This is a genomic window from Helicobacter pullorum NCTC 12824, assembly GCF_017979475.1.
Taxonomy (GTDB): domain Bacteria; phylum Campylobacterota; class Campylobacteria; order Campylobacterales; family Helicobacteraceae; genus Helicobacter_D; species Helicobacter_D pullorum.
In genome coordinates this window covers 1-12,425 of the sequence record NZ_JAERIT010000008.1, presented here as the reverse complement: position 1 = coordinate 12,425, position 12,425 = coordinate 1, and the positions used below count along the sequence as shown (strand labels likewise).

At 34.2% G+C, this 12,425-nt stretch carries 11 protein-coding genes and 1 tRNA gene; 8 read left to right on the top strand and 4 right to left on the bottom strand.

Annotated features, from left to right (window positions below):
- Positions 1–8: 8 nt before the first annotated feature.
- The 5 genes from JJQ98_RS06490 to JJQ98_RS06470 all read left to right on the top strand — a co-directional run bounded on the left by JJQ98_RS06490 (position 9) and on the right by JJQ98_RS06470 (position 5,256).
- Positions 9–413: an FxsA family protein gene (locus JJQ98_RS06490; protein WP_005021222.1), complete on the top strand. Its 405-nt coding sequence runs from the start codon at positions 9–11 to the stop codon at positions 411–413.
- A 1-nt stretch (position 414) separates the two neighbouring features.
- Entirely contained in the window at positions 415–1,359 is a 945-nt protein-coding gene (gene hemC / locus JJQ98_RS06485; protein WP_060662755.1) for a hydroxymethylbilane synthase, read from the top strand.
- Between the two features lie 108 nt (positions 1,360–1,467).
- A complete protein-coding gene (locus tag JJQ98_RS06480; protein WP_151105283.1) occupies positions 1,468–3,408 on the top strand; it encodes a methyl-accepting chemotaxis protein in 1,941 nt (646 codons plus the stop codon).
- Between the two features lie 48 nt (positions 3,409–3,456).
- Positions 3,457–4,353, top strand: coding sequence for a helix-turn-helix transcriptional regulator (locus JJQ98_RS06475; RefSeq protein WP_143421669.1), 897 nt, complete (start codon positions 3,457–3,459; stop codon positions 4,351–4,353).
- Positions 4,354–4,410: 57 nt separating this feature from the next.
- Positions 4,411–5,256: an NHL repeat-containing protein gene (locus JJQ98_RS06470; protein ID WP_065827727.1), complete on the top strand. Its 846-nt coding sequence runs from the start codon at positions 4,411–4,413 to the stop codon at positions 5,254–5,256.
- Between the two features lie 260 nt (positions 5,257–5,516).
- On the opposite strand, the gene ispG is transcribed toward JJQ98_RS06470, so the two are convergent.
- Together ispG and JJQ98_RS06460 are read right to left on the bottom strand one after the other, a co-directional pair.
- Entirely contained in the window at positions 5,517–6,608 is a 1,092-nt protein-coding gene (gene ispG / locus JJQ98_RS06465; protein ID WP_005021216.1) for a flavodoxin-dependent (E)-4-hydroxy-3-methylbut-2-enyl-diphosphate synthase, read from the bottom strand.
- 3 nt (positions 6,609–6,611) lie between these two features.
- Positions 6,612–8,777, bottom strand: coding sequence for a WD40 repeat domain-containing protein (locus JJQ98_RS06460; RefSeq protein WP_151105265.1), 2,166 nt, complete (start codon positions 8,775–8,777; stop codon positions 6,612–6,614).
- 130 nt (positions 8,778–8,907) lie between these two features.
- Here JJQ98_RS06460 and JJQ98_RS06455 point away from each other — a divergent pair.
- Positions 8,908–8,983 (top strand) — tRNA-Glu (locus JJQ98_RS06455).
- Position 8,984: 1 nt separating this feature from the next.
- Here JJQ98_RS06455 and pglC read toward each other — a convergent pair.
- Both pglC and pglA read right to left on the bottom strand, forming a co-directional pair.
- Entirely contained in the window at positions 8,985–9,596 is a 612-nt protein-coding gene (pglC, locus tag JJQ98_RS06450; protein ID WP_005021213.1) for an undecaprenyl phosphate N,N'-diacetylbacillosamine 1-phosphate transferase, read from the bottom strand.
- On the bottom strand, positions 9,589–10,734 hold the full coding sequence (gene pglA / locus JJQ98_RS06445) for a N,N'-diacetylbacillosaminyl-diphospho-undecaprenol alpha-1,3-N-acetylgalactosaminyltransferase (RefSeq protein WP_054195042.1): 1,146 nt from the start codon (positions 10,732–10,734) through the stop codon (positions 9,589–9,591). Before pglA ends, pglC begins: the two co-directional genes overlap by 8 nt.
- 133 nt (positions 10,735–10,867) lie before the next feature.
- Here pglA and JJQ98_RS06440 point away from each other — a divergent pair, with 133 nt between their 5' ends.
- Both JJQ98_RS06440 and JJQ98_RS06435 read left to right on the top strand, forming a co-directional pair.
- Positions 10,868–11,344, top strand: a complete 477-nt coding sequence (locus JJQ98_RS06440; protein WP_005021210.1) for a hypothetical protein — start codon at positions 10,868–10,870, stop codon at positions 11,342–11,344.
- A 3-nt stretch (positions 11,345–11,347) separates the two neighbouring features.
- Positions 11,348–12,127 (top strand): histidinol-phosphatase, encoded by a 780-nt coding sequence (locus JJQ98_RS06435; RefSeq protein ID WP_060661205.1) that lies wholly within the window; start codon positions 11,348–11,350, stop codon positions 12,125–12,127.
- Positions 12,128–12,425: the final 298 nt, after the last annotated feature.

Here is a 12,425-nt window from a genome sequence, read left to right as displayed (position 1 = left end):
GATTGGTTATGCCATTGGTTTTGTTGATTGTTTATCTTATTATAGAAGTTTTTGTAAGTTATGAAGTTATCGATTTAATCGGGGTTTTGGGGTTTGTATTAGAGATTATTTTGACTGCTTTTTTGGGATTTGGAATTTTAGTTAATTTTAGATTGTTTTTTGCAGAGGCTTTAGAGAGATTGCGTTCAAGAGAAATTACTTATGAAGCTTTTGTGGGTTCTAATATTTTTAGAATCTTGGGAGCATTTTTGCTAATTTTGCCCGGTGCTTTTACCGATATTTTAGGGATTTTAATGCAGTTTAGCTCTTTTGGTTTTGTTCTTATAAAACCTTTTGTGAAGTCAAAATTTACAAAAAATACTCATAACGAAGTAATTGATGTAGAAGTGGTAGAAAAAGAAATTAAGGATTGAAATGAAGAAGATAATTATTGGGACAAGAGGAAGTGTTTTGGCACTTTGGCAGGCTAACTTTGTGAAGAAGGCTTTGGAAGAGCAATATTCTAATTTGGAAGTGGAGTTAAAAATCGTAAAAACCAAAGGAGATAAAATCCTAGATGTCCCTTTGGCTAAAATTGGAGGAAAGGGACTTTTTACTAAAGAGCTTGAAGAATTGATGCTAAAAGGAGAAATTGATATTGCAGTCCATAGCCTAAAAGATGTGCCAGTGGAATTTGTGGAAAATCTAGGATTAGCAGCAATAACTAAGCGTGAAGATGTGCGAGATAGTTTTTTGAGTTTTAAATATAAAAGCCTAGAAGAGCTTCCAAGTGGAGCAAAAGTAGGGACAACTTCATTAAGGCGTGTAATGCAGATTCATACTTTGCGTAAAGATTTGGATTGTATAAGCCTAAGAGGGAATGTCCAAACTCGACTTAAGCGATTAAAAGAAGGGGATTTTGATGCTATTATTTTGGCTCAAGCGGGAGTGAATCGGCTAGGAATAGAAAATGAAATACCCTATATTATCCCCCTTGATTTTATGATACCGGCTATGGGGCAAGCTGCTTTGGGGATTGAATGTAGAATGGATAGCAAAGTCGTAGAAATGCTTGATTTTCTTAATGATAAAAAAGCTTGTTTTGAGACAAGTGCTGAAAGGGAGTTTGTAAAGACATTAGAGGGAGGTTGTCAAGTCCCTATTGGAGTGAATGCAAACTTAGAAAACAATCTACTAAGCATCAAAGCTGTTTTGGGGATTCCTGATGGAACAAAGTGTTTGAGGGATTCTAAGGAAGTGCAAGTGCAAGGAGTAGAAGAGTGTAGGCAAATAGGGCGAAAGTTGGCATTAGAAATGATTGATAAAGGTGCAAGAGAGATTTTGCAAGAAGCACAACAATGGGAGTTTAATAAAAATTAAAGTAACAAGAGTTATAATTTTAGATAAAACAGTAAGAAAGGGGTGGTTTTGAAAGTGAAATCTTTAGCATTAAAAATTTCGGGTTTAATTATTGTTGCATTTGTTGTGATGATGAGTATTAGCATTTTCTTTAATTATAGAGGGACAGCTGAAAATACTAATAAGCTTTTTAGCACCATACAAGAAAGTATTTTGGAGGCTTCTTATACGACAATTAATATCACTATGAATATAGAAGCTAAACAGCATTTAGAATTTATTGGAAATGCTGTTTCTCGGTTGGACAAAAATGATATTGTTGCTCAAAGGGAAGTGATGTCCCATATCGTAGAGGCAGTGAAATATCCAGATATTTTTATTGTATATGAGGAAGATGGTAGTTATTTGGATGAATCTTATCAAAAAGAACCAAAGGTAAATTTTAGTGCAGTTTGGGATACACCGCAAATGGATATGAGGACAAGACCATGGTACCAAGCAGCAAAAAAGGCGAATGGATTTGTGGTAAGTGATGCTTATATCTCTCAAGTGGGTTCGCTAAAAGGCAAGCAAGTTGCGACAGTTTCTATGCCTTTTTATAAGAATGGTAAAATGGCTGGAGTGATAGGAGCGGATATAGTGATTGGAAGCTTCCAAGAGAGATTTAAGAACTTTTCTACAGAAGTTTTTCCAAGTCTTTCTGTATTTATCATGGACAAACAAGGAGAAATTATCTCTCATAAGCAAGCAGAGCTTGTTTTAGATAATAAAAAAATAGCATCCGAAGTTGCTGTATCTGATATGGCAAGTAAGCAACCAATAGGAATTGCTAGCTATCAAAATGTCAAAGGTGCAGAGAGTGTTGCGCATTATCGTGTAATGCCATTTGGTTGGATTATGGTGGTTTCAGCTAATGTAAGTGATTATAAAGCAGCAGTTAATGCAGCAGCAATTCGAGATGGTTTGATAAATATTGCTTTGTTGATTGTGGGAGTTTTGGTTCTATTTTTTATCATCAAAGTGTTTATCAATCCAATTACCTCTATTCAAAAAGGTTTAGAAGCGCTTTTTGCTTATATCAACCATGAAACACAAGAAGCTCCAAAGCCGATTCATATCACCTCAAATGATGAATTTGGTGTTATGGCAAAAGCGATTAATGAAAATGTGGAGAAGACTAAAGAGGGCTTACAAAAAGATGAAAACACAATCAAGCAAGCAGCTCAAACCGCGCAAAAAGTTGAAAATGGGGATCTTACAACAAGAATTTTAGAAAATCCACATAATCCGCAGTTGGTAGAGTTAAGAGAAGTGCTAAATAAAATGCTAGATGCCTTGCAAAGAAGAGTGGGTTCTAATATGAATATCATTCATGATGTTTTTGAATCTTATAAAATGTTGGATTTCACAAAACAAATTCCAAATGCTTCAGGAAATGTTGAGGTAACTACTAATATTTTGGGTGAAGAAATTCGCAAAATGTTGCTTTCATCAGAGGGATATGCCAAAGATTTGGTAAAAAAGACAGATGACTTGCAAGAATCAATGAATAAATTGCTAGATGGCAGTGCTTCTCAAGCAAGTTCTCTTCAAGAATCTGCAGCGGCTATTGAAGAGATTACAAGCTCTATGCAAAATGTTAGCGATAAGACAAATGAGGTAACAAGACAAGCAGAAGATATTAAAAATATTGTCAGTGTGATTAAAGATATTGCAGACCAAACAAATTTACTTGCACTTAATGCAGCTATTGAAGCAGCAAGAGCAGGGGAGCATGGTAGAGGATTTGCTGTTGTTGCAGATGAGGTTAGGAAATTAGCAGAAAGGACAGGTAAATCTCTCAATGAGATTGAAGCTAATGTAAATGTATTGGTGCAAGGCGTGAATGATATGAGTGAATCTATCAAAGAGCAAACCGCGGGAGTAACGCAAATCAATGAAGCTATTGCACAATTAGAAAGCGTAACACAAGATAATGTTAGCGTGGCAAACAATACAAATGATATTTCTCAATCTGTCAATAAAATAGCAGATGATATCTTAGCAGATGTGAATAAAAAGAAATTTTAGAATAAAGTAAGCTTTCTTTGGCTTACTTTGTATTTTAAGAAACTTTAGATGGGTAATTTTACATATTTTCCCGATTTTCTAAAAAATTCTCCTAATAGCATTTTATTTACTGCACCACATTGTGCGTTTTCACGATTTGTCCAAAAGCCGCCTATACCAAGAGATTCAATGGTTTATTTAAAAATGCATTGTTTAGTGATTGTGCTAAAGGGCGAAAAGATAATCCATACACACAATAAACAACACAAAATTAAAGCCAAAGAAGGTTTTTTCTTGAAATCTGGAAATTATCTTTTTAGCAACATTGCACCAAAAGATGAATCTTATGAGGCGATTTTAATTTTTTTTGATAATGCAGAAATTATTCGTTTTATCCATAAATACCGCGAAAAATTACCATTAGAGTATTCTTGTGAGGGTTTGGAGTTTTTTTGTTTGCGAGAAAATTTAATACTTTCTTTGATAGCAAGTAGCTTTGAGTATTACTTGCAACAATCCCCAAATGTTCCATTATCTTTAGTTTCACATAAGTTTGAAGAATTATTTTTGTTTTTGTTATCGGAATACAAAGAGGTATTTGTGGGATTTTTAAAGGGTATTATTCAAGAATTTAGTTTTGAATTAAATATGATTTTTGATTATTGTAATACTGATTTTCAAAGCGTTTCGCAAATGGCAGAGTTTGCACATATGGATAATGCAACCTTTAGTCGCAAATTTAAGCAAACTTTTTTTATTTCCCCCAAAAGTTGGTTAGATGAAAAGAGATTTAATAAAGCTAAATTTTATTTGGAATATTCTAATAAAAATATTAATCAAATTTGTCAAGAATGTGGTTTTAGCTCTTCGTGGTTTATTGAGCGTTTTAAAAAGAAATACCAACTTACACCCAAACAATATCAAAAATCAAAAAACTTATATTTTTTATCAAAAAACACTCATTAAAAATTTGAAATTTCGTCTATAATCTCTTGTTTGATTTTTATCATTGAAAGGAAAAAAATGTTAAAAAAGTTTTTAGGAAGTATTGCTTTAGCAAGTATTTTAAGTATTGGTGCTAATGCACAAGAGATTGGAGGATTTTCACACCCTGAGAGTGTATTTATATTGGGTGATGATATTTTTGTCGGCAATGTAGGCGAGAAATTGGAGCCATTAAGCAAGGATAATGATGGGTTTATTTCTAAATTAGATAAGAATGGAAATTTAGTAGAGTTGAAATTTTTGCAAAATCTTCATGCGCCAAAGGGTATGAATACGATTAATGGAATCTTATATGTAGTAGATATTGATGTCCTAAAAGGTTTTGATTTGAAAAGCAAAAAAGAAGTTTTTAATCTGCCTATTAAAAATGCTATTTTCTTAAATGATATTGTGGTATTGAATGGGGATTTGCTTGTGAGTGATACAGGCACAGGGATTATTCATAAGATAGATGTTAAAACTGCAAGTTATGAAACTTTTGTGAAATTAGATTCTGCATTTGGTGGTCCAAATGGATTATTACTAGATAAAGATAATAATCGCCTTATCGCTGTTGGTTATGACCCAAATGGCAAGGCAAAGGGTAGTATTGTGAGCATTGATTTAAAAAGCAAAAAACAAGTGGCATTAAGTGAGCCTTTGGGGGCTTTAGATGGAGTGGTTTTTGCGAAAAATGGAGATTTATTAGTGAGTGATTGGGGCGAGAATCTTAAGGGTGTTGTGTATCAAATGGACAAAAAAGGAAATATTAAGGTGCTGGATTTACCTGCGATGAAAGGACCTGCTGATATGGCAAGTGATGGTAAGAATTTGTGGATTCCAAGAATGGCAGAGGGAAAAATACTCAAAGTGAATTTACCCTAAAGTAGAACAAGCTTCATTTTGGGGCTTGTGTGTTAGAATTTGTGTATTTGGTGATTTTTGGCTTTTTGAATAATAATCTTAATTGCTGCTTCTTTTGGGGTTAATTTGGTATGGTTATCTATTAAATATACAATAAAGTCTTTCTGTATAAAAGAAATTATGGCATAGATAAGGATTATCAAATGATTATTAATCTAGCAAGTAAATAAGGCATTTGGTTATTATACAAATTTGCAAGTTAGAAAAGAGGGGGGGGGGGGTTATTCTCCTTTTGCTTGGCTTTTTATCATTTCTTGTTCTGTGTTTAAAACCTCTTTTATAAAAACTTCGATGAGTTCAGATTCTTTGTATTTTCCGACTATTTCACCTTTTTTGATGATAAGTCCATCTCCACTTCCAAAGGCAATAGCAACATCAGCGTGTTTGGCTTCTCCTAGGGCATTGACTGCACAGCCCATTACAGAGAGTTGCATTGGAGTTTTGATTTTTGGCATTCTTTCTTTGAGTTCTTTTAGGATTGGCACCAAATCAGCTTGTAGTCTCCCGCAAGTAGGGCAAGAAATATAGGTGATTCCTTCCTTTTGTCTCCCGCTATAACGCAAGATGGAGCGTGCTACTTCTACTTCCTTTTCTAATTCTCCCGTGATAGATACACGCATTGTGTCGCCTATTCCTTCCATGAGTAAGCCACCCAGTGCCATAGAGCTTTTGATCATTGAAGATTCTAAGTCCCCTGCTTCTGTAACTCCTAAGTGAAAAGGATATTCTACCAAAGGGCGTAGCATTCTATAAGCTGCCATTGTGCGTTCTACATCACTAGCTTTGAGGGAAACTTTGAGATTGCTAAATCCAAAATCCTCCAAAAGTTTAATATTATAAAGTGCAGATTCTACCATTCCTTTTGGAGTTGCACCATATTTTTCTTCAAACTGCTTCTCCAAACTTCCCGCATTTACTCCGATTCTAATGGGTATATTTCGTTCTTGGCATGCCTCTACTACGGCTTTGATTTTTTCTTTTGAGCCGATATTGCCCGGATTTATGCGGATACAATCTACCCATTGAGCGGCAATTAATGCGAGTTTGTAGCGGAAGTGAATATCAGCTACTAGCGGAAGTGAAATCATATTTTTAAGCTGTTTGAGTGCATTTGCGTCTTCTTCATCGCTTACAGCCACACGCACAATATCGCACCCTGCAAGTTGTAATCTGTCAATTTGTTCTTTGGTGGCTTGTAAGTTGGCGGTTTTGGAGAAAGTCATACTTTGCACAGAGATGGGCGCACCACCACCGATTTTGACTTCTCCAACTTGGATTTGTTTTGTGGGGTAGGGTTTTTTGAGTGTTTGCATTTGTTAGCCTTTTGTGGTTTGGTATTCGTGTAGTGGTTGATTGTCAATACAAAGCAATGAATCTGCAATAATAGCATTAAGATAGCCTTTTGGATTCCCATCAAATGGGATACTATTTAAAATATCGCTTATTCCCATTTCAGCAGCGACTTTTTTGATTTCTTCATCTTTGCTGTAACGCTCAATATAGTATTGAAAGGTTTCTTTCCAATTAATATTTTTAGAATCTTGGTTGGCATTTTGTATAAATTCTGTGAGATAGGCGATTTTGAGGATAGAAGCAACTTTGTCTTTCCAGCAATCAATGTAAAGATAGTTTTTGAGTGTATCTAAAGTGCCTTTTCCATCCCCTTTAGAAGCAAAGGCAAAAGCACTTCTACCTTGAATCTTGAAATCCTCATAAAGCTTTTTGTATTCGGGCAAAGAATGTAATTCAAAGTGAGATTCTGCCATTTCAAAAGCTTTTGAAAGTTTTTGGGTGGTGCAATATTGGATAAACTCTTGTTTGAGTTGAATGGTTTTTGATTTTTCAGCGGCGATGTTTTTGAAAGGAAACATTGCAGATAAAAGTTTGCAAATTTCAAGTGCTTTATTGTAATCCCCTTTGTTTTCCAAAGAAGCGATATTTTGTGAGAGTTGATTCCCGATTAATAGTGCATTTTTGTAGATTCTTGTTTCTTGCAAAAAGGGGAATTTTTCGCAAAGTTTAAAATATTCTATAAAATTTTTTGCTTTAAATTCTTTGTCGGCTTGGAGGAATTTATCCACATTTCTTAAAAGCATTGTAATAGAATCTTTTTTGCCTTTAACATTGCTAAATGGTTTTAGGAGCTCTTGAGCTTGATTGAGATTGTGTTGTGCATCTTGGGCAAGTAGTCTTTTGGCAAGTTCAAAAGATTTTTCCCACAATTCTTCTAATTGAGCATAAGCAATCGTATCTTTTAGATATGGATATTGTTTGATGAGGTTATAAGCTTCAGCGTAGTTTTTGGCTTCTATTAAATCCATAAAATGTGCTACACTTTCTTTTTGGAGCCAATAATAATTAAACTCTTCTTTCTTTTTGGGGTCGTGCATAAAGGATTCTACCAAATTCCTAGCTTCTTGCAGTTTGTCTTTTGCAAGCAAATCAATGGCTTGAAGCAGATTTTCTTTCCACAGAGAATCGAGTTTTTGTATGTATTGAGGCAAGATTTGCAAAAATAAATTTTTTTCTTGTATGAGTTTAAGGCAAGATTTTAAGTCATTTTGGGCTATAAATTCAAGCATTTCATCTTTGTCTTTGTCAATTTGAATAATTTCGATATAACCGCTACAATATCCAGCATAAAGGGTATTTTTATCTAAAAATAGCGAGGTGGCTCCTATTTGTTCTGAGGGAATAATATCAACCACAGAATTATCACTAATTTTGATAATGCGTAAAGGATTATATTTTCCGCCGATAATTGCAAATTTTTCTCCGGGGAGTTTTTTGCAAACAGTTAGCCAAGAGTTTTGGAGAGTATTTTTGGAGATAAATTCTTGTTTGCGGATATCATAGGTAAAAGTTCCATTTTTTGTAACACAAAACAGCTTAGTATCCTCATCATAAAAAAAAGCATCTTCGACTACCAAATCTGTTTTGAAATCTACAATTTTTGTATTTTTTAGAATATCAAAAATCATCGCACTTCTACCAAAACAAGCACTAAAAATAAGCGTCCCGCCATCACTAAAAACAATAGAAGAAATATAATCAGGAAAGGGAGGCAAACTCAAAAGCAAATGGTAATTATCTCCGGTATAAACTAACACTCTCCCATCTTCTCCGCCGGTAGCTAGATAATTATCATCTTGTGAAAAGGCAATTTTAGAAATTTCAAGTTTTTGCCAAGTTAGCAAAGAGATTGGGGCGATTTGGGGTTCTGTTTTTAGCACAATACCCTTTGGAGTGGTGGCAAAACCAGTAGCAACTTTTCCGCTAACATTGCCAATAGCGATAGATTTGCTAAAAGGGTGCAAAGGTTCTGCTTCTTTTGCGACTTGTAGGGCTTTGTCTATTGTTTTGGTTGAGAGAGAAAAAGTGGAAATATTATAAAAGTTATCCGCACAAATAATAGAATTTTGATTAGTTGCGACACCTAAAACACTTCCAATGAGCCTTAATTTGTTTTGCAATGGAAACATTCAAGCCCCCCTTGTCATAGAATACTTATTATGTGGAGATTTTGAAATATTATACTTTTTTATTGCTAAATGGAGGCTTTTAAAGAAAGGATTTATTTTCATAATAACCAAATTATGCTAAAATTTCGCCGACCCTTTCATCTAGTGGCCAAGGATAATGCCCTTTCACGGCAGCAACGGAAGTTCGAATCTTCCAAGGGTCGCCAATTATTCGCTTTTATTGCCTGTGAATTTTTCCATTGTAATATTTGTATTAGAATTAATATCTTTGCGTTTTAATACCTTAAAAAAAGTCATATACAAAATTTTGCAATCTAGCATAAAACTAATATGTTCTACATAATACACATCAAGTTTGAATTTTTCTTCCCAAGAAATTGCATTTCGCCCATTGACTTGTGCCCAACCTGTGATTCCGGGTTTGACATTATGGCGTTTGGCTTGTTCTTGATTATAGAGTTTCAAATATTCTACCAACAAAGGACGAGGTCCTACAAAACTCATTTCGCCCTTTAGGACATTAAAAAGCTGTGGAAGTTCATCAAGGCTACTTTTGCGTATCAATTTACCAAAGCCTTTAAGCCGTAATTCATCACTTAGCAAATCACCCTTAGAATCCCTCTCATCACTCATTGTGCGGAATTTGTAGATTCTAAAGATTTTGCCATTTAATCCCGGTCGCTCTTGAGTAAATAAAATAGGGGAGCCAAGCTTAAGTTTGATGAGTAAGGCAACTATCAAAATGATAGGTGAGAAAATAATAATCAACAAAAACGCCAAAATAAAATCCAATATAGGTTTAATCAGGTTTTTATACATTTTTTACCTCTTTATAAAGTTTAAGATAGGATTCTACGATGGTTTCTACACTAAATTCTTTGCGGATTTTTTCTTGAGAGTTTTTGCCAAATTGTTCTCTTAAGGCTTGATTGCAAGAGAGTTCAAGAATCTTTTGGGCTAAAATCTCACTTTCTCCAATGGGCACTAAAAAGCCATTTTTGCCTTCTTCTACGACTTCTTTGCAACCTACTGCATTAGTGGTAATAATCGGCTTTGCCATACTTCCAGCTTCTAATAATGTGCGTGGAATCCCTTCTCGATAGCTTGGAAGCACAAAAATATCACAAATCCCAATCCATTCTTTAATATTGTCTTTTTCTCCCAAATAATGCACTTGCGGATTAGATTCTAAAAAATCTTGTGTGATGGGCGCAATATTTCCATTGTCAATTCCCCCAATGTATAAAAATAGGATTTTTGGATTTTGCTGTGTGATGATTTTTGCAGCTTGATAGTATTCTTTGATGCCTTTGTGCAAGATAGCACGGGCGACCATTAAGATGATGATTTTGTCTTGTGGGATTTTTAGATTTTTGCGAGTTTGTTGAATCTCATCTTGTGAAAATGGTGAAAAAAGAGCAGTATCAATCCCAGAACCTTTGATTAAAATCGTTTTTTCTCTAGGAACTAAGCCTTTTTGGACATAGAGATTTAAATCATCTTGATTTTGAAAAAGCACTTTTTTGGCGATTTTAAAGGCAAAGAAATTGAGTTTTTCAATCAAGATTCTAAGTAGCGTTGTTTTGAGGGATTTTTGAATATAAAAGCTTCCAAGCCCAGTAAGTGAGTTTATTACATAGGGAATCCCTGCGATTTTTGCTGCAAAAGAGCCATAGATATTTGGTTTTAGCATAAAAGTGTGGATAATATCAGGCTTTTCTTGTTTGAGAATCTCTGCGATATTTTGAATGGTTTTTAGGGCTTTTAGGGGATTGAGGCTACTGCGTTGTATAGGATAATTTATAGCTTTTATATTGTGTTTTGAGAATTTTTCAAAACATTCGCCTTTGGGGACTAAAGCGACGACTTGATGCCCTTCTTTGACTAAAGCAATCATTACAGGCAATCTAAAGCGATAGAGATTAGAATCAGTGTGGGAAAGAAATAAAATTTTCAAAAAATGCCTTTGGTAATTAAAATTTTATGAATTTAAATAGGCTAATTATAGCATTTTATGGCATATTATTTTATGGTGGCATTGTAATAATGTGATATAATTTTAGTTTTTAAGTCAAAATAAGGCGTATAAAATGGAAGAAGAGTTTGAGAGTGAAGAAGGGGATTTTTTAAGCAAAGCAGATTATGATGCAGTGGTGCAAAAAGTTTGTCAAAATATTGACCCAAGTAATGGAATTATCAAAGAACTAAAAGATGGACAAGCCAATGTTTTGCTAGAGACAACAAGCAAAATGATTTTGGACAAAACAGGTTTGGTGCATTCGGGGAATCTCTATTCTAGCGCAGCATATAGTGCCTTATTAGCTGTAAATAATCCTAATGCTATTATTATTGGCGTAGAGATGAAGTTTTTAGCACCTATTGAATTAGGAAATGAAGTGCTTTTTAAAGCACAAAGTTTGCAAGAAGATACAAAAAAGCGTGAAGTGAAAGTGGAAGGCTTCGTGTTGGATATTAAAATATTTGATGCAATGTTTTATGTGGCTGTGTTTGATAAGCATGTTTTGAATCTGCATATCACAAAAGAAATGGAAAAAAGAATGGATTAGACAATGAGAGTAGATTTGCATAACCATACCTATCTTTGCAAGCATGCAGCTGGAAGTATGGAGGAATACATACAAAAAGCAATCGAGCAAAAAATCGATATTTTTGGATTTTCTTGCCATAACCCAATGGAGTTTGATAAGCAGTTTCGTATGGATTTTGCAGAACTGCCTTTTTATTTTCAAGAGATTGAGAAGTTAAAAGCAAAATACGCCTCACAAATCACAATCAAAACCGCTTTGGAAATTGACTTCTTGCCGCCTTATTTGGAAGATAGAATCTTTGAATTGCCGCTAGATTATCGAATCGGAGCGGTGCATTTTCTAGGGGATTGGGGATTTGATAATCCAGAGTTTATCCGAGAATACGCCAAAAGAGATATTAATGTGTGTTGGGAGCAATATTTTGATGCCATTACTCAAATGGCAAAAACAGGCAAATTTGATATAGTGGCACATTTGGATTTGCTCAAGATTTTTAATCATCGACCAACCAAGGATTTAAGAAAAAAACTAGAAGAAACTTTGAGGGCTATTAAAAAAGCAAATATGGCAGTAGAAATCAACGCAGCTGGATTACGCAAAGAGGTTAAAGAGCAATACCCCTCTAAAGAGATTTTGGAAATGTGCTATGGTATGGAGATTCCTATCACCTTTGGAAGTGATGCCCATGCCAAAGAGCAAATCGGCTTTGAAAGAGAGTATTTAGAAACTTTAGCTAAAGAAATAGGGTATGATAAATGTGCTACTTATACATTAAGAGATAGGGAAATGGTAAGATTTTAGAATCTTAAATTTTTTCATTTGGCTTTTGATTCTCTAATCTCCCATTAAATAATTTTTTTTTAATTCAATAAATTAAATTTGATTTGATTCAATTCATTAATGATTTAATTAATTAACAAATTTGATTGATAGATAAATCAATGAATAAATTAAGTTTGATTTGTTTCATTCATTAATTAATTTGATGATTGAATTAAATTTGATTTGATTAATGAATTTGATGAATAATTCAACCAACCAATTTAATTCAATCAATCTTAGTTCCTACCACCACACTCCTAATCTAATATACCCTGCA

Bases quoted from the DNA above. Each gene is read 5' to 3' on its own strand.
- JJQ98_RS06490 (WP_005021222.1), top strand. From the start codon at position 9: ATGCCATTGGTTTTGTTGATTGTTTATCTTATTATAGAAGTTTTTGTA.
- hemC (WP_060662755.1), top strand. From the start codon at position 415: ATGAAGAAGATAATTATTGGGACAAGAGGAAGTGTTTTGGCACTTTGG.
- JJQ98_RS06480 (WP_151105283.1), top strand. From the start codon at position 1,468: ATGATGAGTATTAGCATTTTCTTTAATTATAGAGGGACAGCTGAAAAT.
- JJQ98_RS06475 (WP_143421669.1), top strand. From the start codon at position 3,457: ATGGGTAATTTTACATATTTTCCCGATTTTCTAAAAAATTCTCCTAAT.
- JJQ98_RS06470 (WP_065827727.1), top strand. From the start codon at position 4,411: ATGTTAAAAAAGTTTTTAGGAAGTATTGCTTTAGCAAGTATTTTAAGT.
- ispG (WP_005021216.1), bottom strand. From the start codon at position 6,608: ATGCAAACACTCAAAAAACCCTACCCCACAAAACAAATCCAAGTTGGA.
- JJQ98_RS06460 (WP_151105265.1), bottom strand. From the start codon at position 8,777: ATGTTTCCATTGCAAAACAAATTAAGGCTCATTGGAAGTGTTTTAGGT.
- pglC (WP_005021213.1), bottom strand. From the start codon at position 9,596: ATGTATAAAAACCTGATTAAACCTATATTGGATTTTATTTTGGCGTTT.
- JJQ98_RS06440 (WP_005021210.1), top strand. From the start codon at position 10,868: ATGGAAGAAGAGTTTGAGAGTGAAGAAGGGGATTTTTTAAGCAAAGCA.
- JJQ98_RS06435 (WP_060661205.1), top strand. From the start codon at position 11,348: ATGAGAGTAGATTTGCATAACCATACCTATCTTTGCAAGCATGCAGCT.